Here is a 22,228-nt window from a genome sequence, read left to right on the forward strand (position 1 = left end):
GGCCTACGTCAGCAGCCCCCGCAGCATCGCCCCGAGGATCCGGGCCAGGCGCGGCTCTACCTCCACCAGGGCGTGGGAGAGTCGCGGGTCGGAGCGGTAGAGCGCGGCGACCTCCGGGCCAGGCGTGGCGATCTGGTGGAAGGTGCCGGCCATCGAGGTGGCGGCCGCGACCAGGTCGACGCCGTCCTGCTCCGTCAGGCCGGGCAGCGCGGCGCGGACCGCCGGCACGATCTGGCCCAGGCCGTCGCGGGTGGTCAGCTTGAACTCCCGCACCTTCTCCACCGACACGTTCCGTTCGAGGTTCAGCGGCGTCTGCGCGAGCAGGTCGCAGAACATCCCGCGCTCCGCGAGGGTCGAGGCGAACGCGGCGGCGACGGCATCGGCCGTGTCGACGACGTCTGCGGCATCGGCGGCGTGTGCGTCGGCGTCCGGTCGCGCGAGGGCGCGCACCCGGGCGGCGAGGGCCGGGGCCCAGTCCTGCCAGCCCTCGGCGGTGAGCCGCAGGAAGATCTCCTCGCGCGTCTCGAAGTACCGCAGCATCGCGGACTTGTGCATGTCGACGGCGGAGGCGATGTCGGTCAGCGTCACCTCCCGGATGCCCCGCTCGGCGCCGAGCCGGCGGGCGGCGTCCAGGATGGCGGCCTCGCGCAGCAGCTTGGCCTCGGGGGAGCGGGCGCGCTGGAAGTCGGGAGTCGTCATGCTCACATCTTAGCGCAACGGGGTTGCGTAAGTTAGAGCAACGGTGTTTTATTAACGGCATGCAGAAGACATGGTTCATCACCGGTTCGTCCCGCGGCTTCGGCCGCTCCCTCGTCCTCGCCGCGCTCGCCGCCGGCGACCGGGTCGCCGCCACCGCGCGCCGCCCCGAACAGCTCGACGACCTCGTCGCCGAGTACGGCGAGCGGATCCTCCCGCTCCGCCTCGACGTGACCGACCAGGACGGCGCCCGCGCCGCGCTGGCCGAGGCCGCCGCCCGGTTCGGGCGCGTCGACGTCATCGTCAACAACGCCGGCTACGCCAACGTGGCCCCGATCGAGACGGCGGACGACGCCGACGTCCGCACCCAGTTCGAGACCAACTTCTGGGGCGTCTACAACGTGTCCAAGGCGGCGATCCCGCTGCTGCGGCAGCAGGGCGGCGGCCTCGTGATCCAGTTCTCCTCGGTGGGTGGGCGCGTCGGTGGCTCGCCGGGCATCGCGTCCTACCAGGCCGCCAAGTTCGCCATCGACGGCTTCAGCCGGGTGCTGCGCGCCGAGACCGCGCCGTTCGGCGTCAAGGTGCTGGTCGTGGAACCCAGCGGGTTCCGCACCGACTGGGCCGGCGCGTCCATGACCGTGCACGACGTCCCCGCCGGGTACGAGTCCACCGTGGGCGCCATGAACGCCCGCATGCGCCAGGCCGGCGCGGGTGCGGCGGGCGACCCGGCGCGGGCCGCCCAGATCCTCGTCGCGCTGGCCTCGCGCGACGACCTGCCCGACAACCTGCCGCTCGGCGTGAACGCCACCGAGATGTCCGTGGCGCAGGACCGCCGGCTCCTGGAGTCGGACCAGCGCTGGAGCGCCGTGAGCCGGTCCGCCGACTTCGCCGAGCCGTTCCCGGCGGAGCTCCCCGCGGAGCCGTCCGTGGGGCTCCCCGTCGCATGAGTGCTCATCTGTGATGGTCATCGTGCTCATCTGTTAGCCTGACGGCTGTTCAACGGAGTCGAAGGGCGGCGGAGGAGCACGATGACGGCACTCGACGAGGAGACCGTGGGCAGCCTGGTGGCGTCTGCGCCGGACGGCGCGGACCTGACGGTGCCCACCTACGACCGGTCCCGGCTCACCACCGGGATCGTGCATCTGGGGGTGGGCGGCTTCCACCGCGCGCACCAGGCGATGTATCTCGACCGGCTGATGGCGCAGGGCAAGGCGCTCGACTGGGCGGTCTGCGGCGTCGGCGTGCTACCGGGCGACGCCCGCATGCGCGACGCGCTGGCCGCCCAGGACGGCCTCTACACGCTGGTGCTCAAGCACCCGGACGGGCGCCTGGAGGCGCGCGTCATCGGGTCGGTCAAGGAGTACCTGCTGGTCCCCGACGACCCTGAGGCGGTGCTGGAGAAGATGGCCTCGCCCGAGGTGCGCATCGTCTCGCTCACCGTCACCGAGGGCGGGTACAACATCCACCACGTGACCGGCGAGTTCGACCTTGCCGACCGGGCGGTCGCCGCCGACCTGGCCGACGGCGCCGTCCCGGCCACGACGTTCGGCCTGGTCACCGAGGCCCTGCGCCGCCGCCGCGACCGGGGCGTTGCGCCGTTCACCGTGATGAGCTGCGACAACATCCAGGGCAACGGCGAGGTGGCGCGTCGCGCCTTCACCACGTTCGCCCGCGCCAAGGACGCCGACCTGGCGGCCTGGATCGACGAGAACGTCGCCTTCCCGAGCTCCATGGTCGACCGCATCACCCCGGTGACCACGGACGCCGACCGCGCCATGGTGGCCGAACGCTTCGGCGTCGACGACGCCTGGCCCGTGGTGGCCGAGCCGTTCGAGCAGTGGGCGCTGGAGGACACCTTCCCCACCGGTCGCCCGCCGTTCGAGGACGCCGGCGTGCAGGTGGTCTCGGACGTCGAGCCGTACGAGCTGATGAAGCTGCGCCTGCTCAACGCCAGCCACCAGGCCCTGTGCTACGTGGGCTACCTCGCCGGGCACCGGTACGCGCACGAGGTCGCGGGCCAGGACGTGTTCGCCCGGTTCCTGCGCGGGTACATGGACCGGGAGGGCACGCCCACGCTGGAGCCGGTGCCCGGGATCGATCTGGACCGGTACAAGGCCACGCTGATCGAGCGGTTCGCCAACCCGCACGTGGCCGACACCCTGGCGCGGCTGTGCGCCGAGTCGTCCGACCGCATCCCCAAGTGGCTCCTGCCCGTGGTCCGGTACCACCTGGAGCACGGCGGGCCGATCGAGCACGCGGCGCTGGTCGTGGCCTCCTGGGCCCGGTACGACGAGGGCGTCGACGAGGCGGGCGAGCCCATCGAGATCGTCGACCGCCTCGCCGACCGCCTGCACCGGGCCGCCCTGGCGCAGGCGGAGGACCCGCTGGCGTTCCTGCGCGACCGCGAGGTGTTCGGCGACCTGGTGGACGACGAGCGGTTCACCGCCGCCTACCTCGCGGCGCTGGACTCGTTGCACCAGAAGGGCGCGCGCGCCACGGTCGAGGAGCTCGTCGCCCGCACCTGACCCCCGTGTCAGACGTACAGGTCCCCCGGGGGACCTGTACGTCTGACACGTCAGGGGGTGAGGGCCTCCAGCGCGGTCGCGGCGGCGTCGTCCACCACCAGGGTGTCGGCGACGCCGCCGTTGACCGCGGCCAGCAGGCCGGGCGCGACGGCGGACCCGTAGCCGATCGCGATCACGCGGGGGGTGGCGGCGAGCTGTTCGAGCGTCACGCCCACCACGCGCTCGTCGAGGCTGGTCCGGACGGGCCGGCCCGCGGCGTCGAACAGGCGGCCCGAGCACTCGGCGATCGCCCCGGCCGCCGTGGCTGCCCGCTGCTCCTCCGCGCTGATCTGCGGGAACACGGTGGAGCTGCGCTCCGACCAGTGGCCGATCGCGACGACGGCGACGTCCAGGTGGTCGGCCCGCTCCAGGGCGTCGGCGATCTCGGGCTGCCGGCGCAGGCCCGCGGCCGTCGCGGCGTCGGCCACGAGCAGCGGCGACCAGACGGGCCACGTGCGCACGCCCGGCATCTGGGCGAACGTGCTGATGAGGGCCAGCGAGTTGCCGCTGCCCTCGACGGGCAGGGCCCCGACGAGCTGGACGACGTCGCACTGGGGGAGCTGCCCGATGTGCCGCACCGCGGCCTCGACCGTGCGCGACCACGAGACGCCCACGGTCATGCCCTCGACGATGTGCTCCCGGACCGCGCGGGCGAGCTCGACCGCGACCTTCTCGCGGGTCGCGACGGGGTCGGCGCCGCTGGGCGCGACGAGGATCTCGCGCGCGCCGAGCCGGGCGGCGAGGCGGGCCCCGCGCTCGCCGTCGGCCCGGGGCGCGGTGATCTCGATGCGCACCACGCCCTGCTCGCGGGCCTGCGCGAGCAGGCGCGCGACCTGGAAGCGGGAGATGCCGCGGTCACGCGCGATGTCCACCTTGGACTTGCCGTCGAGATAGTAGTCCGTACTCACCTCGACCATGAGGTTCGTGTCGTTCTGGGGCACCTGCGTCCTCACTCCCGCAGGCGGCAGCGGGAACCATTCGAGCGACTTCTGAGCGGGGGCCTTGCTCACCTGAGCATACCCAACTACTCTGCGGATGCAGATGAGCAGTTCCATATTCTCAAATGAGCGTGGCGGAGAGGCTGCGCCGAGGAGAGGACGAGGATGTTCCGACCTCCAAGGGGTGTTTCGGCGCGAGGCAGCTCGGCACGACGTTCTCCGGTGCGCTCGGCGGCGACCGCCGCGGCGGCCACCGTCGCGCTGGCCCTGTCCGGCTGTGCCGGGGCGGGCGCCGTGGGCGGGGACGACGGCGAGCAGATCGTGGTCGCGATCGTCTCCAACCCGCAGATGCAGGACGCGATCTCGCTGCAGGACGAGTTCCGTGCCGCGCACCCGGGCGTGGACGTGCGCTTCGTGTCGCTGCCCGAGAACGAGGCCCGCGCCAAGATCACGGCGTCCGTGGCGACCGGCGGCGGTGAGTTCGACGTCGTCATGATCTCCAACTACGAGACGCCGATGTGGGCCGAGAACGGCTGGATCGAGAACCTGCAGCCGTACATCGACGCCACGGAGGGCTACGACGCCGAGGACTTCGTCCCCAGCGTCCGCGAGGCGCTCTCGCGCGACGGCGACATGTACTCGGTGCCGTTCTACGGCGAGTCGTCGTTCCTGGCCTACCGCGCCGACCTGTTCGAGGAGGCGGGGCTGGAGATGCCCGCCCACCCGACCTGGGACGAGGTGCAGGAGCTGGCCGCGGAGCTGAACGACCCGGCCGCGGACTTCTCGGGCATCTGCCTGCGCGGCCTGGCCGGCTGGGGCGAGGTCATGGCCCCGATGAGCACCGCGATCAACACGTTCGGCGGCGGCTGGTTCGACGAGGACTGGAACGCCACCCTCGACTCGCCCGAGAGCCGCGAGGCCATCGAGACCTACGTCGACACCGTGCAGACCTCCGGGCAGCCCGGCGCGGCGACGTCCGGCTTCGGCGACTGCCTCACCCGGTTCGCCCAGGGCCAGTCGGCCATGTGGTACGACGCCACGTCGATGGTCTCCTCCATCGAGGACCCGGCGTCGTCCACGGTGGCGGGCAAGGTCGGCTACGCGCCCGCACCCGTGGCGGACACCGAGTCGGCGGGCTGGCTCTACAGCTGGTCGCTCGCCATCCCGTCCACGAGCGAGCACAAGGACGCCGCCTGGGACTTCGTGTCCTGGATGACGAACAAGGAGTACATCGAGCTGGTCGGCAACACGATCGGCTGGGAGCGGGTGCCCCCGGGCAGCCGCCTGTCGACCTACGAGATCCCCGAGTACGCGGAGGTCTCGCAGGCCTACGCCGACGCCACGCTGGAGTCGATGGGCGGGGCGACGCAGGAGGCCGCGATGACCCACCCGGTGCCCTACCCGGGCATCCAGTTCGTCGGCATCCCCGAGTTCCAGGACCTCGGCACCCGCGTGGGCCAGCAGATGTCGGCGGCGATCGCCGGCCAGGTGACCGTGGACGAGGCCATCGCACAGTCCCAGCGCTACGCCGAGACCGTGGCGGAGACCTACCGGGCCCAGGAGGGGAAATGAGCACCTCGACCATCGACCGGCTGGAGAGCTCGCGCCGGGCGGCCCGCGCGTCGGCGTCCGAACGCTCGATCAGCAAGGCCGAGGGGTGGCGTCGCCGCGGCCCGCTCCTGCCGGCCCTGATCTTCACCGTCATCGTCACGCAGCTGCCGTTCCTCGTGACGATCTGGTACTCGCTGCGCTCGCAGAACCTGCTGCGGCCGGGTGAGGACCTCTTCGTGGGCCTGTCCAACTACGTGGACATCGCCCAGGACTCGACGTTCCGGCAGACGGCGCTGAACTCGGTGGTCATCACCCTCGGCTGCGTGCTCGTGGCGATGGTGCTCGGCATCGTGCTGGCGCTGCTGCTGGACCGCCCGTTCCTCGGCCGGGGCGTGGCCCGCACCATGCTCATCACGCCGTTCCTGGTGATGCCGGTGGCGACGTCGGTGCTGTGGTCCGTCGCGCTGCTCAACCCCACCTACGGCCTGCTCAACTGGACGCTCGGGCTGTTCGGGATCGAGGCCGTCGACTGGACCTCGACCTACCCGATCATCGCGATCCTCATGGCGCTGGTCTGGCAGTGGACGCCGTTCATGATGCTGCTCGTGCTCGCCGGGCTCCAGGCCCAGGCGAAGGACGTGCTGGAGGCCGCGTCCGTGGACGGCGCCGGCCCGTGGCGCACCTTCCGCTCGATCACGCTGCCGCACCTGCGGCGGTACATCGAGCTGGGCGTGCTGCTCGGCGTCATCTACGTGGTCAACACGTTCGACCAGATCTACCTCATGACGGCGGGTGGCCCCGGTACCGCCAGCGCCAACCTGCCGTTCTACATCTACCAGCGCGCGTTCCTCGGGTTCGACATCGGGCAGGCCGCCGCCATGGGCGTCGTCGTCGTGATCGCCACGATCATCGTGGCCTCCGCCGCGCTGCGCCTCATCTTCCGCAGCTTCGAGGTCAAGGAGTGAGCATGTCCGACGTGACGCGCGCGTACCGCCGTCGAACCACCGGTGGTGTGCTGACGACGCTGACCTGGTTGCTGGCGCTCGCCTTCTTCTTCCCGGTCGCCTGGATGGCGATGACGGCTTTCAAGCAGGAGAACCAGGCGGCGTCCGACCCGCCCACCTGGTTCTTCACGCCCACGCTCGACCAGTTCCGGGCCGTGATCGAGGGCGGGTCCGGGGTCTACGTGGCCAACTCGGCCATCGCGACCGGCGTCTCGACCGTGCTGGTGCTGCTGCTGGGCATCCCGGCGGCGTACGCGCTGTCGATCCGGCCGGTGGAGAAGGTCAGCGACGTGCTGTTCTTCTTCATCTCCACCAAGATGCTGCCCGTCGTGGCCGTCATCGTGCCCATCTACGTGGTGGCCGGGCAGCTCAAGGTGCTCGACAACATCTGGACCCTGGTGGTCCTGTACACCGCGATGAACCTGCCGATCGCGGTATGGATGATGCGGTCGTTCTTCCTGGAGGTGCCGGGGGAGGTGCTGGAGGCGGCGTCCGTCGACGGCGCCGGGCTGCTGCGGACCCTGCGGTCCGTGCTCATCCCGATGGTGGCGCCCGGCATCGCCGCGACCGCGCTGATCTGCGTGATCTTCTCGTGGAACGAGTTCTTCTTCGCCCTGAACCTCACCGCCTCGCGGGCGGCGACCGTGCCGGTGCTCATCGTGTCGACCATGACGAGCGAGGGCCTGTTCCTCGCCCGGCTGTGCGCGGCGGCGCTGCTGGCGTCGCTGCCCGTGATCATCGCGGGCTGGGTGGCGCAGAAGCAGCTCGTGCGAGGGCTGTCGATGGGCGCGATCAAGTAGGAGCTGGCCGCCTACCCCGTGACGGGGCCCGGAACCACGGTGGTTTCGGGCCCCGCGCGGTGGGGTCGAAGTGCCGGATGTCGGCAGAATTCCCTACTTTTTCTGTCGGGTACTTGCCGGAGAAAATCGACGCTCGTTCGATGGGTGGCATGCGCCTTGGATCAGATCAACGGAGACCGGTCCGGACCGGGTGGGTCGCGGCATGCGCCGCCGCGGTGCTGGCCGGCGGCCTCGCCCCGGCCGCCGTCGCTGACGCCGACGTCGATGCCGCCGACGTCGGCATCGCTACCGCCGACGTCGCGACGTCCGCCGCCCCGCCGACCACCACGCCCGACACCTATACCAACCCCGTCACCGCCGGGGTCGCCGACACCTTTCCCGACCCCGCGGTGATCCGCGGCAAGGACGGCGCCTGGTACGCCTACGGCACGCAGAACCCGGTGTTCAACAGCCAGGGCGAGGCGGGGGAGCGGATCCTGCCGATCCTGCGCTCCACGGACCTGGTGAGCTGGGAGTATGCGGGCGAGGTGATCCAGCCGGACGACATCCCGCCCACGTGGCGCGCCAACTCGCGCGCCTGGGCGCCCGACATCCGCTACGTCGCCGGCGAGTACCTCCTGACCTACGGGCTGTCCACGGGCGGCCTCGCCGTCGCCACCGCGCCGACGCCCACGGGGCCGTGGACCCACCGCGACGAGCTGCTCGTCCCGTCGGCGCCGATCGACGGCTGCCCGACGGGCAACATCGACCAGGCCCTGTTCACCGACGACGACGGCACGCTCTACCTGTACTGGGGCAGCTACGACGTCGTCTGCGTCTCGGAGCTGACACCCGGCGCGGGCGAGCTCACCGGACCCGTGACCCAGGTGGCGCAGGGGCGACGGGCCGAGGGCGCGTACGTGGTGCGGCACGACGACCTCTACTACCTGATGTACTCCGACGCGGGCTGCTGCGAGGGCGCGTTCAGCGGCTACACCGTCAAGGTGGGCCGCAGCACGAGCCCGCGCGGCCCCTTCGTGGACGACGACGGCACCGACCTCATGGCCGAGTCCAGCAAGGGCGGCTACGTGCTGACGTCGAACGGCAACGGGTTCGCGGGCCCCGGCCACCACTCGGTGGTCACCGACCTGGCCGGCCAGGACTGGATGGCGTACCACGCGATCCCGACGGCGGACCCCGACTTCCCGCCCGTGGACACCCGCAACGGCGTGCTGAACCTGACCAAGCGCCCCCTGATGATCGACCGCCTCGACTGGATCGACGGCTGGCCGGTCGTCAACGCGGGCGCCGGGCCGTCGTCGTCCCCGCAGGCCGCGCCCGTGGCGGACGGCGCCGTGCGCACCACGTTCGTGGCCGGCACCCTCGCCGGCTGGCGGGCCGACGGCGACGTCGTCGTCGGGGAGGAACCGGACGCGGGGCCGTACGCGGCCCTGGCGGACTCGACCCTGACCAGCCGGGAGCGGGCTGCCGGCGACCTGCGCGCCCAGGCGGACCTGCGGATCACGGACGGCGACGGCGCCGCGGGGCTCATCCTCGGCACGGGCACGGGCACGGGCACGGGCACGGGCACGGGCACGGGCACGGGTGCGGGCACGGGCGCGGGCCGGGTGACGGCGTGGGTCGACCGCGCCGCGGGTGAGCTGCGCGTGGAGTCGGGCCGGGGACCGCGGGCCGAGCGTGCCGCGGCGCCGCTGCCGCCGGACTTCCCGTACGCCGACTGGAACGTCGTGACCCTGGACCGGGACGCGCGGTCGGGCACGTACACGGCCGCCGTCTCCGCAGACAACCTCAAGGAGCCGCTCGGCACGGTCACCCTCGACGTGCGCGGGAGCGCCGGCCGCGTCCCGGTGGGCGTCACCGCCCGCGGCGGGGCCGACGCCGACAACGTGAGCCTGGTGCGGGCCGCGCGTCCCGTGACCGAGCGTGTTCCCGACCCCGAGCCGGGTGAGCTGGTGCCGGAGAGCTCGGACGAGTTCGACGGCGACGTGGTGCCCGGGGCTGGCGGCCCCGGCGCGGGGGACACCGGCTGGGACTGGGTGCGCGGCCCGGCGTCCGGCGTCCGCCTGGAGGACGGCGCCCTCGTGTGGCCGACCCAGAACGCCGAGCTCTACCAGGGCACCAACACGGCGTCCGTGCTGACGCGGGCCGCGCCCGCGGGGGACTACCTGGTGGAGACCAAGCTGGACCTCGACGGCGTCGGCGTGAACCGGCAGGCCGGGCTGGTGCTCTTTGCGGACGACGACCAGTTCGTGAAGCTGGTGCACTCCCAGCTCGGGCTGCTGCGCAAGCCCGGCAGCGTGGCCCAGATGGTGGAGTTCACCAAGGAGGCCGCGCGGACCACCAGCAACCCGCCCGTCGCCGCGTACAGCGCGCCGATGTTCGGCGCGGCCCCCGGCGGGACCACGTGGCTGCGGCTGGCCGTGCACCGGGACGCGGCCAACGGCGAGTACGAGGTGCGCATGGCGTCCAGCACCGACGGGCAGACCTGGCGGTGGGGCGGCGTCTGGACCCTGCCCGACGACCAGCCCCTGCGCATCGGCCTCGTCTCGATGAACACGGCCGGCGCGACGGCGACCTTCGACTACGTCCGCACCTACACCCAGCCCTGACCAGTCCACCCGCTTCGTTGAGTGCTGGGTATTTGTTGATTTTCCGGCCGTCAGGCAACAAATACCCAGCACTCAACGAGGGCGGGGAGCGGGTTCTGATTGGATCCGACCGAATTGGTCTGGTTTTTTGTCGGGTCGTAGACGGAAAAATGTGGAGGTTCCTATGGTCGTCAGCATGTCGACGACGACAACTGGCAGCTCCGCGCGCCGCGCCCACGAGGGCCGCGTGCTGGCCGCGCTCCGCGACGGGCCCCTGAGCCGCGCCGAGCTCGCCCGCCGCGTGGGCCTGTCCCGCACCACCCTCTCCGAGACCACGGCCGAGCTGCTGCGCCGGGGCGCCGTCGTGGTGGTGGACACCGACGCCGCGACCCGGCGCGGCAGCGGCCGACCCGCCGAACGGCTCGCGCTCGACCCCGGCTCCGGCCAGTACCTCGGCGTCGACTTCGGCCACCGCCGCGTGCGCGCCGCCGTGGCGGACGCCGCCCGCGAGACCGTCGCCTCCGGCGTCGAGCACTACGACGACGACACGCCCTGGCCGCAGCGTCTCGACCTCGCCTTCCGGCTCGTCGACCGGCTCGCGCGCGAGCACGACCTGCACTTCGGCGAGCTCCAGGCGGTCGGCATCGGCGTCGTCGGCCCGTACGGCGGCTGGCGTGTCGACAGCCGGCAGGTCTCGTGGGCCCGCCGCTCCGCGCCGCACGACGTGCACCGCGCGTTCGCCGAACGGTTCGGCGCGCCCGTCGTCGTCGACAACAACACGCGCCTGGCGGCGCTCGCGGAGGCCGTGTCCCAGCCCGAGGGCACCACCGACCTGCTGTACGTGCGGCTGTCGGACGGCGTGGGCGGCGGCCTCGTCGTCTGCGGGCGGATCGGCACCGGGGCGCACGGGTTCGCCGGCGAGCTGGGCCACATCTGCGTGGACCCGGCGGGCAGCCGGTGCCGGTGCGGCAAGCGCGGCTGCCTGGAGACCGCCGCGTCCGCGCCCGCCGTGCTCGCGGCGTGCCGCGCCCGCGGCGCCGACGTCACCACGTTCGACGACCTGGCCGCCGCCGTCGCGACCAGCGACCCGGTGGTCGAGGGCGTGCTGCGCGACGTCGGCGCGGCCGTGGGCCGGGTGCTCAGCACCGCGGCCCTCACGCTGGACCCCGACGAGATCGTGATCGGCGGCGAGATCGTGCACGTGGCGCCCGTGATCGTCGAGCAGGCGGCGGCCACGCTGCGCTACGAGCTGCACCCGCTGCCCACGGACGAGCCGCTCGTGGTGCGGGCCGGGCGCCTGCGCGACACCGACGGCGCGCTCGGCGCGCTGGCCGCCGCCTTCCACCTGTCCCCGCTGCTGGCCGGCTACCCCCGGCCCGAGGCCGCCGACGACGTCGGGGACCTGCGCGGCACGCTGCGCACCCCGACGCCCGCACCCCTGCACGCACGCCTGAGGAGAGCCCTGTGACCACGTCCACCGAGTCGGCGGCGCCGTCGACCCCGACCCCCGCGCGGAACGTCTCACCGCCGCGCCGCCGGGCGGGGAAGCGCACCACGCTGCTCGCGCTGAACGTCGTCTCGATCGTGGGCGGCATCGGGATCTGGTGGGTCCTGTCCCTGAGCGGCCTCCAGCTCCCGACGCCGCCCGAGGTGCTGGCCAAGGCCGTGGACCTGGCGGTCAGCGGCACGCTGGCCGAGGACCTGCTGGCCAGCCTGGGGCGGGTGCTGGCCGGGTTCCTGCTCGGCTCTGCCGCCGCGGTCCCGGTCGGGTTCCTCATGGGCTGGTACACCGCGGCCCGGGGCCTGTTCGAGCCGTGGATCCAGTTCTTCCGCACCATCCCGCCGCTGGCCCTGCTGCCGCTCGTGCTGGTGCTGATGGGCATCGGCGAGCTGCCCAAGGTGTTCGTCATCTTCCTGGCGGCGTTCCTGGCCTGCGTGATCTCCACCTACCAGGGCGTGGTGAGCGTGGACCGCACGCTCATCAACGCGGCCCGGGTGCTCGGGGCCAAGGACGGCACGATCTTCCTGCGCGTCGTGGTGCCGGCCTCCTCGCCGTTCATCCTCGTCGGCATGCGCGTGGGCCTCGGCTCGGCGTGGGCCACCCTCGTGGCCGCCGAGCTGCTCGCCGCGCAGGCGGGCCTCGGGTTCCGCATGCAGCAGGCCCAGACCTACTACGACCTCGCGACGATCTTCGTCTCCATCGTCGCCATCGGCGTGCTCGGCCTGGTCATGGACCGGCTGCTGCTGCTCGCGGAGACCCGGCTGACCGGATGGCAGGAACGACGATGACCACCGACACCCCCACCCTGACGGGGACCGCCAAGATCTCCGTGCGGGACACCCGCAAGACCTTCGCCCTCAAGGACCAGGAGTTCGTCGCCCTCGACGGCGTGGACCTCGACGTGGCCGACAACGAGTTCGTCACCGTCGTCGGCCCCTCCGGCTGCGGCAAGTCCACGCTGATGAACATCGTCGCGGGCCTGGAGACGCCGACGTCGGGCCGGGTGCTCGTGGACGGCGCGGACGTGACCGGGCCCGGCCCGGAGCGCGGCGTCATCTTCCAGCAGTACGCGCTGTTCCCGTGGCTGACCGTGCGCAAGAACGTCGAGTTCGGGCTCAAGGTCGCGGGCCTGCCCGCCGCCGAGCGGCGCGAGCGCGCCGAGCACTACGTGCGCCTCGTGGGCCTGGAGCAGTTCGCCGACGCGCTGCCCAAGACCCTCTCGGGCGGCATGAGGCAGCGGTGCGCCATCGCCCGGGCCTACGCCGTCAACCCGTCGATCCTGCTGATGGACGAGCCGTTCGGGGCGCTGGACGCCCTGACGCGCGTGCGTCTCCAGGAGCAGCTCCTGGACACCTGGAGCACCGAGAAGCGCACCGTCCTGTTCATCACGCACGACGTCGACGAGGCCGTGTTCCTCGCGGGCCGGGTGGTGGTCATGGCCGCCCGGCCGGGCCGTATCCACGAGGTGATCGACGTCGGCCTGCCCTACCCGCGCACCGAGGAGGTGCGGCTCAGCCCGCAGTTCGCGGAGCTGCGCAACCGGGTGTGGCGGGCCGTGTACCACCAGACCCCCGGTGCGCCGCCGTCGGCCACCGAGACCCGGACCCCGAACCCCACCCAGAACTGAGGACCTCATGCGACTGACCAGGAAGACCCTCGGCGCGGCCGCCGCCGGCCTCGCCCTCGTGCTGTCGGTGGCCGCCTGCTCGTCCGGCGGCGCCGCCGCGGGCGAGGACGGCGCCGTCGAGGTCAACTTCGGCTACATCCCCGACTTCAACGGCACCAGCCTGCTGGCCATCGCCGAGGACCAGGGCCTGTGGGAGGAGCACGGCATCGACGTGACGACGTCGTCGTTCACCAACGGCCCGCTCCAGATCCAGGCCCTCGGCACGGGCGACCTCGACTTCGGCTACATCGGCCCCGGCGCGTTCTGGCTGCCCGCCTCCGGGCAGGCCAAGATCGTCGCGCTGAACACCCTCGGCCGGGCCGACCGCGTGGTGGCGCAGCCCGGCATCGACTCCGTCGAGGACCTCCAGGGCAAGACCGTCGCCGTGCCGGAGGGCACGTCGGGCGACATGATCCTCACGCTCGCCCTGGCGGAGGCCGGCATGACCAAGGACGACGTCGAGCTGGTGCCCATGGAGCCGCCGGCCATCGTGGCCGCGCTGTCGTCCGGGCAGGTCGACGCCGCGGGCTTCTGGTACCCGGCCCTCGCCACGGTCAAGGAGCAGGTGCCGGACCTGGTCGAGCTCGCCCAGAACACCGACTTCGAGGAGACGGTCGCCTTCCCGACGGCGTTCGTGGCCGGGAACGACGTGGTGGCCGACGAGCCCGAGAAGGTGGACGCCGTGCTGCAGGTGCTGCGCGAGGCCATGGACTACCGCTCGGAGCACCTGGACGAGGCGATCGCGCTCACCGCCGCCTTCAACGACCTCGAGCCGGCCGACGTCGAGGCGGACGCCGCCAACGTGGACGTCCTCTCGGCGGAGGAGGTGGACGCGCTGACGCAGGACGGCACCGCCGACACCTGGCTGACCGGCATGCAGGACTACTTCGTGGGCTCCGGGCAGCTCCCCGAGGCCGTGGACCCCTCCGAGTTCTACCTCGGCGACCAGTTCGTCGCGGCCGGTGAGTGACGCGGTGGGTGACGCGGTGAGTGAAGTGGTGGGGGCCAGGAACGTCCTGTTCCTCATGACCGACCAGCACCGGGCCGACACACTGGGCGCCTACGGCAACCCGCGCGCGTCCACGCCGGTGCTCGACCGGCTCGCGGCGTCGGGCACCCGGTTCGACCGGTGGTACACGCCGACGGCGATCTGCACGCCGTCGCGCGCGAGCCTGCTCACGGGCCAGGCGCCGTTCCGGCACCGGGTGCTGGCCAACCACGAGCGCAACGTGGGCTACCAGGAGGACCTGGCCGACGGCACGTTCACGTTCGTCGAGGCGCTGCGCGAGCACGGCTACAACACCGGCCTCGTGGGCAAGTGGCACGCCGGCACGGAGCGGAACGCGGCGTCGTTCGGGTTCGACGGGCCGGACCTGCCGGGCTGGCACAACCCGGTCGACAACGAGGACTACCTGGCCTACCTGGCCGAACGCGACCTGCCGCCGTACGAGATCAGCGACCGCGTGCGCGGCACGCTGCCCAACGGCGGCCCGGGCAACCTGCTGGCGGCCCGGCTGCACCAGCCCGTCGAGGCCACGTTCGAGCACTACCTGGCCACGCGCACCATCGAGCTGCTGGAGCGGTACGCCGACGACTTCCGGTCGGGGGAACGGCCCTTCTTCCTGGAGCTGAGCTTCTTCGGGCCGCACCTGCCGTACATCGTGCCGTACGAGTACTTCGACCTGTTCGACCCGGCCGACGTCGAGCTGCCCGCCTCGATCGCCGAGACGTTCGAGGGCAAGCCGCCCGTGCAGGCCAACTACAGCGCGCACTGGACGTTCGACACCATGCCGATCGAGGTGACGCGCAAGCTCGTCGCGGTCTACTGGGGCTACGTGACGCTCATCGACCAGCAGATCGGCCGCGTGCTCGACGCCCTGGAGCGGCTCGGGCTCGTGGACGACACGGCCGTGTTCTTCACGTGCGACCACGGTGAGTTCACCGGCGCCCACCGGCTGCACGACAAGGGCCCGGCCATGTACGAGGACATCTACCGCACGCCCGGCCTGCTGCGGGTCCCGGGCGGCCCGGCGGGCCAGGTGCGCACCGAGTTCGTGAGCCTGCTGGACTGCACGGCCACGATCCTGGAGCTCGCCGGGATCGACCCGGCCCCCGCCGTGGACTCGCGCAGCCTGCTGCCGCTGGCTCACGGGGACGACGTCGAGTGGCAGCCGGACATCGTGTGCGAGTTCCACGGCCACCACTTCCCCTACCCGCAGCGCATGCTGCGGGAGGACCGGTACAAGCTCGTGGTCAACCCGGACTCCGTCAACGAGCTCTACGACCTGCACGCCGACCCGGACGAGCTGACCAACGCCTACGGCGACCCGGCGCTCGCGGACGTGCGGCACCGCATGATGGGGCGGCTGTACCGGCTGCTCCGCGACCGCGGCGACAACTTCTACCACTGGATGACCACGATGTACGACGTCGGCGAGGTGGACCACGACCCCACCCAGTCGGGGCTGGACGAGACGACGTACGCGGCGCGGTAGACCGGGCGCACGGTGGGTGCGCGTGCGCTTGGACCGCGTGCCGCTCAGGCCCGGCGCAGGTAGTCGATCAGCAGGTCGAACGCCGCCTCGAGCTGATCGGACCGGCCCGTGGCGCGCAGCACCTGGACCCCGCCCTGGATCCCGGCGACGAAGGCCGCCGCCGTCCGGTCGGGGTCCAGGTCCGCCCGCACCTGGCCGCTGCGCTGCATCGAGACGACGCCGGCCCGGATCGCGCGCTGCCACTGGCCGAGCAGCTCCGTGATCACCTCGGCGGTGCCGGGCGAGCCCGACATCTGGTCCATGAGGGCGCCGAGCGGGCAGTGCCGGCCCTGCGCGCGGTACCGGGCGACCACGCTGTCGCGCCACGCCGTCCACGACTCCCACGAGTCGAGCGCGCTCAGGTGCGGCTCCTGGTCGGTCAGCACGCCGTCCGCCTCGTACCGGGCGACGGCGAGCAGCAGCCCCTCCTTGCCGTCCGGGAAGTAGTGGAAGATCTGGCCCTTGCTGGTGCGGGTCACCGCGCCGACGTCGTCCAGCGTGACGCTGCCCGGGCTGTTGCCGCGCAGGTACGCGGCGGCGCCCTCGATGATGCGCTGCCGGGTCGCCTGGCCCTTCGGGGTGAGCTTCACACGGCGACGGTACGGCCGATCTTCTGGACTTGCTAGTCCAAAAACGGGTTCCTAGCGTCGCGGGCATGACACAGAGACTGCAGGGCCGCACGGCCCTGGTGACCGGATCCACCAGCAACATCGGCCGCGCGATCGCCCAGGCGCTCGCCGCGGAGGGCGCGCACGTGGTCGTCTCGGGGCGCAGCGCGGAACGCGGCGAGGAGGTCGTGGCCGGGATCCGGGCTCAGGGTGGCAAGGCCGACTTCGTCGCGGCCGACCTCGACGGCAGCCCGGAGGCCAGCCACGGCCTGGCCGCCGCGGCCACCGAGGCGCTCGGCGGGCGGCTCGACATCCTGGTGAACAACGCGGGGATCTACGCGCCCACCGTGTACCTGGCCGGCACCGACTCCGCGACGTTCGACCGCTACTACGCCGTCAACGTCAAGGCGCCCTACTTCCTCACCCAGGTGGTGGCGCCGCGCATGGTGGCCGACGGCGGCGGCACGATCATCAACCTCGGCTCGTGGGTGGCCCGCCTCGCCACGCCGCTCGGCGGCCTGTACGCCTCCACCAAGAGCGCGCTGGAGTCGCTGACCCGCTCGTGGGCCGCCGAGTTCGGCCCGCAGGGCGTGCGGGTCAACGCCGTCTCGCCGGGCGTCATCCGGCCGCCGGAGCTGGACCCCGCCGCCGACTTCGCGGGCGCGATGACCGCCGGCACCCCGGCGGGCGCCCCGGGGCACCCGGCAGCGATCGGCGCGGCGGTGGTCTACCTCGCCTCGGACGACGCGGCCTTCGTCCACGGCGCGACGCTCGACGTCGACGGCGGCCGCGCCAACGTGGCGGTCGTCGCCGGCTGAGCGCCGCTGAGCGCGGGCGGGGACCATGCACCTGCTGCCAGGATCTGCCTGGTTCTGGCAGCACGTGCATGGTGAGCGGCGGTCTCCTCCGTCGAGGCGAACCGGAACGACGTCGTCTACGAGCAGCTCCAGCACAACCGCAACCCGGTCTCCGTCCGGGTCGCAGACGGTCGCGACGTCGACGAGCTTCTCCAGCCCGACGAATCGTCGGGGTTGCGCGTGATCACCGGAAGGCCCTCGGTGAGCGCGACAGAGGCGATGAGCAGGTCAGCGAGGCGGCGGCGGGGCTTGCGCCCTTGAGCGACAACTGCGGCATAGACCCTGGCGTAGCTGCGGGCGGCTTCGAGGTCGAACGGGATGGGGTCGAACGCGGCTCCGGTTCTCTGGAGCCGATCCTGACGGCGAGCCCGCTCGGCCGCTTCGGTCGTGGCCGCGGGCGCCGCCGCGAGCTCCGCCGGCGTGATCGCGCAGATCGCTACCTCGACAGGTAGATCGGCGGGCGGGATGTTCTCCAGGTCGATCACCACCGAGGTGTCGAGGAGTCCCTGAGGCAGTCGCTCAGCCACGAGGCTCGATGTCCTGGTCCACGTACTCGTCGACGTCGTCCCGGACAGAGCCCCAGTCGAGCTTCGGCGCGTGACGGAACAGCTCCACCGCGGCCTGGGCAGAGACAAAACGCTGGCGCCGCAGCGGGCGCAGCTTCGGACCGCGGAACCCCCCCCGCCGTCACAGGGTGGCCGACGCCAGCGCCTCCTCGTGCCCGTCCAGCGTGATCTCGATGCGGTCCATGTCGGTGAGCGACACGGCCGTCGACGCGTCCAGGCCCGTCGTCTGACCGCCCGACCACGACCACGTCGCCGCGACCGTCCGCGCGCCGTCCCGGCCGACCAGCACGAGCTCGTACCTGACGGGCTCCCGCGGCACGTAGGCGCTCTCGGGCGGCTGCTGCCCGGGATCGGGCGGGTAGTGGCAGCTCCACCGGAACTTGGTGCCCCAGGTGGTGGGCGTCGCCACCACCTCCGCGCGCATGTCCGCCCCGGCCACGGGCCGCAGCTCGATGGTCCGGGCCGTGGTGGCGGTAGTGGCGGTGGCCGACGGCGGGGTGGCGCCCCCGGCGTCCGGCACCCCGCCGTCCGGGGCGCCGAACAGGCCGCCGGTGAGCACCGCACCGCCCACCGCCCCGGCGACCACCAGGGCGCTCGCGGCCACGGCGCCCAGCGCCCGCCGCCGGAACCGGGACCGGCGGGCGACGCGGGCGAGGCTCGTGAGCGGCACGACGTCGGCCGGCGTCCCGGGCGCCTCGGCGACGAGCGCCTCCGCGTGCGCCGGGCTGATGGTGCCGAGCAGGCCCGGCAGGCCCGCGAGCTCCGCCACCGCCGCGCGGCACGCGGCGCACTCGGCCAGGTGCCGCTCGTAGACGCGCCGGTCGCTCGGGCTCAGGGCGCCGAGCACGTAGGCCGCGTCCCACTCGGCGTACCGGTCGCCGCCACCCCCTGACTCTGCCGCGGGGATCATGCCGTGACTCCTTTCTCCTGCAGGGCCAGGCGCAGCGCCCGCAGCCCGTAGTGCAGCCGCGACTTGACGGTCCCGGCGGGGACGCCCAGCTCGGTCGAGAGCTCGGCCACCGAACGTCCCCCGTAGTACGCGCCGACCACCACCGCCCGGTGCGACGGCGAGAGCGACAGCAGCGCGTCCGCCACCAGCCACGAGTCCAGCACGGACTGGGTGGTGTCGCGCTCCTCGCGGTCGGGCAGGTGCCCGGTGGAGTGCTCGCGGGTGCGGCGGGCGCTGCGGAGGTGGTCGACCGTCAGGTTCCGCGCCACCGTGAACAGCCAGGCGCGCACGGAGTCGTCCGACCGTTCCAGCACCTCGGGGTGGCGCCACGCGCGCAGCAGGGTTTCCTGCACCACGTCGCGCGCCTCCTCCTCGTCGCCCGTGCGGCGCACGACGTACCGGTACAGCGCGTCGGCGTGCGTGTCGTGCACCGCCTCGAGGAGCTCGTCCTCGGCACCCACGAGCGGCTCCTTCCGTGTGTGTCGATTGCTGGTGTGCCGGCTGTTGGTGTGTCGGTTGCCCGGTGTGTTCGTCCGGCGGTCGGTTCGCTACCGCGTCACTGGCCGGGGGCCAGCTGCAGCGAGAACTCGATGCTGCCCTCATCCTCCACCGTCACGAACCCGAGGTCCGGCGCCTCGACGCCGAAGTCCTCGAACGTGATCGGCACGCTGCCCACCACCTGCACCGGGTCGCCGCTGGTCGCGTCGCCCGCGACCTCGGCGTCGAACGTGGCCGACTGCGTGACTCCGTGCACGGTGAGGTCGCCGGTCAGCTCCACGGCCGTGGCGCCCGCCTCGATCGGAGCCGGCTCGGTGAGCACGAACGTGGCGGTCGGGAACTGGCCCACCTCCATCGCGGTGTCGCGGAAGTACCCGTCGCGGTTGGCCTCGTCGGTGGCCACGCTCGCGATGTCCACCTCGATGTCGGCGGCGCTGATCGCGCCGTCCGCGACGGTCACCGACCCGGTGACGTCCTCGGTGCGCCCGGTCACGGTCACGTCCTCGCCCTGCAGCACCTCCTCGACGCGGTAGCCGGCGAACGACCCGTCGGTCACCGTCCAGGTCCCGGCGGCCGCCTCGGCGTCGGGCAGCGGTGCCGCCGACGTCGCCAGGCTCGGCGCCTCCGCGGCAGCCTCGTTGGCCCAGTCCGCGTACAGGCCCGGACCGAAGATCGCCGCCGCCCCGCCGATCACGACCACGGCCGCTCCGACGCCGATGCCTACCTTTGCCCCAGTGCGCACGTCCGCCCCTCTCGTTCGCAGGCCGACCGGATATCGGCCTCTGCCCCGTACGACGGGTGAAAGGGCGTATCGGTTCAATCGGGTCGGATCAGATTCGGGCCGACTGATCGACCTCGGTCTCCTGCCCTGAGACCGGTCCATCGTGCGACCGGTGTCAGGGCAACCGACCGATCTCGTCTGCCCCCCGTGATGAGTTCCGCCGCACCGGGCCGTCTGTAGCCGTAAGGGCGTGTGTCGCGCGCCCGCACGACCACACCTGGAGGCATCATGACCGACACCTTCGACGTCGACGTGACCCGCGACCTCGACGGACCCGTCGAGGCGGCCTGGGCCGCGTGGAGCACCCCCGAGGGCCTGCGCGCCTGGTGGGGGCCCGGCCCGTTCACCTGCCCCGCGGCCGAGGTCGACCTGCGGGTGGGCGGCCGCGCGCTCATCGCGATGCGCGCCCCCGCCGAGTACGGCGGCGGCGACACCTGGTCCACCTGGGACTTCACGCTCGTCGAGCCGGTCCGGCGCATCGAGTACACGTTCCGGTTCAGCGACGGCGACGGCGCGCCGCAGGACCCGCCCATGGACGACGTGCCCTCCGAGGGGCACCACGAGGTCGAGATCACCGGCCTGGGCGACGGGCGCAGCCGCATCCACATGGTCGAGCACGGGTACACGTCCGCCGCGGCCCGCGACATGTCGCAGCAGGGCCTGGAGGCGTGCCTCGACAAGATGGCCGGGTTCGTGGCGGGCCGCTGACGCCGTCACCGGCGCCTCTCGCCCCGGCGTCCGGCTCCCCGGCGTCCCGCGCCCCCGCGTCCGGTACGGAGCAGGACGATCGCGAGGGCCATGAGCAGCACCCCGGCCGCCGGCGCCTGGGCGAGTGCGGCCGGTGCGCCCCAGGCGTCCGCGGCCCGGCCCGCGAGCGACGCCGCCAGCGCGGATCCGGCGGCGCTCGCGGAGTTGTTCCAGGTGAACGCCTGCGTGAGCACCGCCGGGCGGACCGCCCGCTCCGTCAGCACGGTGAGCAGCACCAGGGTCGGCGGCACGGCGGCCTCCGCGAGCACCAGGGCGAGACCCAGCCAGACGGCGGACGGCGCGAACGGCAGCAGCGCGGCGGCCGCCGTCAGCCAGGCGGTGACGACCACGAGCTGGAGCGGGGCCGGGGTGCTGCGGCGTCGTCGTCCGTAGAGCCAGCCCGACAGGAGGCCGGCCACGCTCCCGGCGGCGATGACCGGCGCCGCCGCCGCGGGCGTCCCGTGGCCGACGGCGAAGGCGGTGACCGCCACCCCCATGGTGCCGAAGTAGAGGCCGATCGCGAGGTTCAGGAGCGCGAGGAGCAGGAACGCCGGCGCGAGCAGGCCGGACCGTGCGCCGCGGGCGCGCCCGGCGTCGGCGCGCGGCGGGGGCGCGGTGCGGCGCTGGAGGGTCAGGGCGGTGCCGCCGCCCAGGATCAGGGCCGCCGCGGTGAGGGTGGCCGCCGTCGCGTGGCCCGCCGCGCCCAGCGCCGTGACCAGCACCGGCCCGAGCAGGAAGCTGGTGGCGTTGGCCAGCGACTCCAGGGAGAACGCGCCGGGCAGGTCGTCGGCGCGATCGCCCCGCAGGAGGTGCGCCCAGCGGGCGGCGGACAGGGCGCCGAGCTGGGGGACGGCCGCGCCCGCGCAGCCCGCGGCGATCACCGCCGCCGTCGGCGTCGTCGCCAGGAGGATGCCGACGACGGCGGCGCCGTGCGCGACCAGGTGGAGCGGGAGCAGGCGGGTCTGGCCGAACCGGTCGACCAGACGGGCGAGCTGCGGGCCGACCACGGCCTCGGCCAGGGCGAAGGCCGCCGCGGCGAGGCCGGCCGTGGCGTACGAGCCGGTGCGGTCGTGCAGCAGCCACACCAGGCCGAGGCCCGTCATGGCGATGCCGACCCGGCCGGTGGTCGCGGCGAGGAAGAAGGCGGCGGCGCCGGGCGCGCGCAGCAGGGAACGGTAGCCGGAGCCGGCCGCAGGCATGGGTGTCCTTCGTCGCCGCCCGGCGGGACGGGCCACCCAGGGTCGCCGGCGCCTGAAACTGCGATGGGGTGCGACCCGTGGCCCGCCAGGGGACATCCAGGACTGCGGTGGGACGGGACACGCGCCCCTGCCGCCGCCCCCGACACCGGGCGGTACAAACGTGGTGCCCGGGCCGATGCGG

General features: G+C 73.0%; 21 protein-coding genes. 13 read left to right on the forward strand and 8 right to left on the reverse strand.

The genetic code is table 11. The features are described 5' to 3' along the window. Positions 1–3: 3 nt before the first annotated feature. Positions 4–699 carry a TetR family transcriptional regulator gene (locus ACH45N_RS25540; protein WP_397398766.1) on the reverse strand — a complete coding sequence of 232 codons (696 nt, stop codon included), beginning with the start codon at positions 697–699 and terminating at the stop codon, positions 4–6. Positions 700–758: 59 nt separating this feature from the next. Here ACH45N_RS25540 and ACH45N_RS25545 point away from each other — a divergent pair, with 59 nt between their 5' ends. Then, positions 759–1,643 (forward strand): SDR family NAD(P)-dependent oxidoreductase, encoded by an 885-nt coding sequence (locus tag ACH45N_RS25545; protein WP_397398768.1) that lies wholly within the window; start codon positions 759–761, stop codon positions 1,641–1,643. Positions 1,644–1,724: 81 nt separating this feature from the next. Beyond that, positions 1,725–3,221 carry a mannitol dehydrogenase family protein gene (locus ACH45N_RS25550; protein ID WP_397398769.1) on the forward strand — a complete coding sequence of 499 codons (1,497 nt, stop codon included), beginning with the start codon at positions 1,725–1,727 and terminating at the stop codon, positions 3,219–3,221. Positions 3,222–3,271: 50 nt separating this feature from the next. Here the strand turns inward: ACH45N_RS25550 and ACH45N_RS25555 are convergent, their stop codons facing one another. After that, positions 3,272–4,201: a sugar-binding transcriptional regulator gene (locus tag ACH45N_RS25555; protein WP_397398770.1), complete on the reverse strand. Its 930-nt coding sequence runs from the start codon at positions 4,199–4,201 to the stop codon at positions 3,272–3,274. A gap of 162 nt (positions 4,202–4,363) precedes the next feature. Between ACH45N_RS25555 and ACH45N_RS25560 the strand changes: the two genes are divergently transcribed. The 9 genes from ACH45N_RS25560 to ACH45N_RS25600 all read left to right on the forward strand — a co-directional run bounded on the left by ACH45N_RS25560 (position 4,364) and on the right by ACH45N_RS25600 (position 15,803). Then, complete coding sequence (locus ACH45N_RS25560) at positions 4,364–5,770, forward strand: ABC transporter substrate-binding protein (RefSeq protein ID WP_397398771.1); 1,407 nt, start codon at positions 4,364–4,366, stop codon at positions 5,768–5,770. Beyond that, the gene (locus ACH45N_RS25565; RefSeq protein WP_357482351.1) at positions 5,767–6,714 is read left to right on the forward strand and encodes a sugar ABC transporter permease; all 948 of its coding nucleotides are present in this window, start codon (positions 5,767–5,769) and stop codon (positions 6,712–6,714) included. The genes ACH45N_RS25560 and ACH45N_RS25565 overlap by 4 nt, the downstream gene beginning before the upstream one ends. Before the next feature lie 2 nt (positions 6,715–6,716). Next, positions 6,717–7,553, forward strand: coding sequence for a carbohydrate ABC transporter permease (locus ACH45N_RS25570; protein ID WP_397398772.1), 837 nt, complete (start codon positions 6,717–6,719; stop codon positions 7,551–7,553). A gap of 149 nt (positions 7,554–7,702) precedes the next feature. Then, positions 7,703–10,162: a family 43 glycosylhydrolase gene (locus tag ACH45N_RS25575; protein WP_397398773.1), complete on the forward strand. Its 2,460-nt coding sequence runs from the start codon at positions 7,703–7,705 to the stop codon at positions 10,160–10,162. 175 nt (positions 10,163–10,337) lie between these two features. Beyond that, positions 10,338–11,609, forward strand: a complete 1,272-nt coding sequence (locus ACH45N_RS25580) for an ROK family protein (protein WP_397398774.1) — start codon at positions 10,338–10,340, stop codon at positions 11,607–11,609. After that, positions 11,606–12,430: an ABC transporter permease gene (locus ACH45N_RS25585; RefSeq protein ID WP_397398776.1), complete on the forward strand. Its 825-nt coding sequence runs from the start codon at positions 11,606–11,608 to the stop codon at positions 12,428–12,430. Before ACH45N_RS25580 ends, ACH45N_RS25585 begins: the two co-directional genes overlap by 4 nt. Further along, on the forward strand, positions 12,427–13,269 hold the full coding sequence (locus ACH45N_RS25590; RefSeq protein ID WP_397398778.1) for an ABC transporter ATP-binding protein: 843 nt from the start codon (positions 12,427–12,429) through the stop codon (positions 13,267–13,269). The genes ACH45N_RS25585 and ACH45N_RS25590 overlap by 4 nt, the downstream gene beginning before the upstream one ends. 7 nt (positions 13,270–13,276) lie before the next feature. Next, complete coding sequence (locus tag ACH45N_RS25595) at positions 13,277–14,278, forward strand: aliphatic sulfonate ABC transporter substrate-binding protein (protein ID WP_397398779.1); 1,002 nt, start codon at positions 13,277–13,279, stop codon at positions 14,276–14,278. 16 nt (positions 14,279–14,294) lie between these two features. Then, on the forward strand, positions 14,295–15,803 hold the full coding sequence (locus ACH45N_RS25600) for a sulfatase-like hydrolase/transferase (protein WP_397398780.1): 1,509 nt from the start codon (positions 14,295–14,297) through the stop codon (positions 15,801–15,803). A gap of 44 nt (positions 15,804–15,847) precedes the next feature. Here ACH45N_RS25600 and ACH45N_RS25605 read toward each other — a convergent pair whose 3' ends face one another. Next, complete coding sequence (locus ACH45N_RS25605; RefSeq protein WP_397398781.1) at positions 15,848–16,432, reverse strand: TetR/AcrR family transcriptional regulator; 585 nt, start codon at positions 16,430–16,432, stop codon at positions 15,848–15,850. Between the two features lie 65 nt (positions 16,433–16,497). On the opposite strand from ACH45N_RS25605, the gene ACH45N_RS25610 reads away from it, so the two are divergent. Continuing rightward, on the forward strand, positions 16,498–17,268 hold the full coding sequence (locus ACH45N_RS25610; RefSeq protein ID WP_397398782.1) for an SDR family NAD(P)-dependent oxidoreductase: 771 nt from the start codon (positions 16,498–16,500) through the stop codon (positions 17,266–17,268). A 116-nt stretch (positions 17,269–17,384) separates the two neighbouring features. Here ACH45N_RS25610 and ACH45N_RS25615 read toward each other — a convergent pair whose 3' ends face one another. The 4 genes from ACH45N_RS25615 to ACH45N_RS25630 all read right to left on the reverse strand — a co-directional run bounded on the left by ACH45N_RS25615 (position 17,385) and on the right by ACH45N_RS25630 (position 20,062). Further along, positions 17,385–17,834 (reverse strand): PIN domain-containing protein, encoded by a 450-nt coding sequence (locus tag ACH45N_RS25615; protein ID WP_397398783.1) that lies wholly within the window; start codon positions 17,832–17,834, stop codon positions 17,385–17,387. Positions 17,835–17,994: 160 nt separating this feature from the next. After that, complete coding sequence (locus ACH45N_RS25620; protein ID WP_397398784.1) at positions 17,995–18,783, reverse strand: anti-sigma factor family protein; 789 nt, start codon at positions 18,781–18,783, stop codon at positions 17,995–17,997. Beyond that, complete coding sequence (locus tag ACH45N_RS25625; protein ID WP_397398786.1) at positions 18,780–19,283, reverse strand: sigma-70 family RNA polymerase sigma factor; 504 nt, start codon at positions 19,281–19,283, stop codon at positions 18,780–18,782. Before ACH45N_RS25625 ends, ACH45N_RS25620 begins: the two co-directional genes overlap by 4 nt. 95 nt (positions 19,284–19,378) lie before the next feature. Then, positions 19,379–20,062, reverse strand: coding sequence for a YceI family protein (locus ACH45N_RS25630; protein ID WP_397398788.1), 684 nt, complete (start codon positions 20,060–20,062; stop codon positions 19,379–19,381). A 267-nt stretch (positions 20,063–20,329) separates the two neighbouring features. Here ACH45N_RS25630 and ACH45N_RS25635 point away from each other — a divergent pair, with 267 nt between their 5' ends. Further along, on the forward strand, positions 20,330–20,809 hold the full coding sequence (locus tag ACH45N_RS25635; RefSeq protein WP_397398789.1) for an SRPBCC domain-containing protein: 480 nt from the start codon (positions 20,330–20,332) through the stop codon (positions 20,807–20,809). Between the two features lie 5 nt (positions 20,810–20,814). Here the strand turns inward: ACH45N_RS25635 and ACH45N_RS25640 are convergent, their stop codons facing one another. Next, positions 20,815–22,047, reverse strand: coding sequence for an MFS transporter (locus ACH45N_RS25640; protein ID WP_397398790.1), 1,233 nt, complete (start codon positions 22,045–22,047; stop codon positions 20,815–20,817). Between the last annotated feature and the right edge of the window lie 181 nt (positions 22,048–22,228).

The sequence above is a fragment of the Promicromonospora sp. NPDC019610 genome (genome assembly GCF_044389365.1).
Taxonomy (GTDB): Bacteria; Actinomycetota; Actinomycetes; order Actinomycetales; family Cellulomonadaceae; genus Promicromonospora.

Bases quoted from the DNA above. Each gene is read 5' to 3' on its own strand.
- ACH45N_RS25540 (WP_397398766.1), bottom strand. From the start codon at position 699: ATGACGACTCCCGACTTCCAGCGCGCCCGCTCCCCCGAGGCCAAGCTG.
- ACH45N_RS25545 (WP_397398768.1), top strand. From the start codon at position 759: ATGCAGAAGACATGGTTCATCACCGGTTCGTCCCGCGGCTTCGGCCGC.
- ACH45N_RS25550 (WP_397398769.1), top strand. From the start codon at position 1,725: ATGACGGCACTCGACGAGGAGACCGTGGGCAGCCTGGTGGCGTCTGCG.
- ACH45N_RS25560 (WP_397398771.1), top strand. From the start codon at position 4,364: ATGTTCCGACCTCCAAGGGGTGTTTCGGCGCGAGGCAGCTCGGCACGA.
- ACH45N_RS25565 (WP_357482351.1), top strand. From the start codon at position 5,767: ATGAGCACCTCGACCATCGACCGGCTGGAGAGCTCGCGCCGGGCGGCC.
- ACH45N_RS25570 (WP_397398772.1), top strand. From the start codon at position 6,717: ATGTCCGACGTGACGCGCGCGTACCGCCGTCGAACCACCGGTGGTGTG.
- ACH45N_RS25575 (WP_397398773.1), top strand. From the start codon at position 7,703: ATGCGCCTTGGATCAGATCAACGGAGACCGGTCCGGACCGGGTGGGTC.
- ACH45N_RS25580 (WP_397398774.1), top strand. From the start codon at position 10,338: ATGTCGACGACGACAACTGGCAGCTCCGCGCGCCGCGCCCACGAGGGC.
- ACH45N_RS25590 (WP_397398778.1), top strand. From the start codon at position 12,427: ATGACCACCGACACCCCCACCCTGACGGGGACCGCCAAGATCTCCGTG.
- ACH45N_RS25595 (WP_397398779.1), top strand. From the start codon at position 13,277: ATGCGACTGACCAGGAAGACCCTCGGCGCGGCCGCCGCCGGCCTCGCC.
- ACH45N_RS25610 (WP_397398782.1), top strand. From the start codon at position 16,498: ATGACACAGAGACTGCAGGGCCGCACGGCCCTGGTGACCGGATCCACC.
- ACH45N_RS25620 (WP_397398784.1), bottom strand. From the start codon at position 18,783: ATGATCCCCGCGGCAGAGTCAGGGGGTGGCGGCGACCGGTACGCCGAG.
- ACH45N_RS25635 (WP_397398789.1), top strand. From the start codon at position 20,330: ATGACCGACACCTTCGACGTCGACGTGACCCGCGACCTCGACGGACCC.
- ACH45N_RS25640 (WP_397398790.1), bottom strand. From the start codon at position 22,047: ATGCCTGCGGCCGGCTCCGGCTACCGTTCCCTGCTGCGCGCGCCCGGC.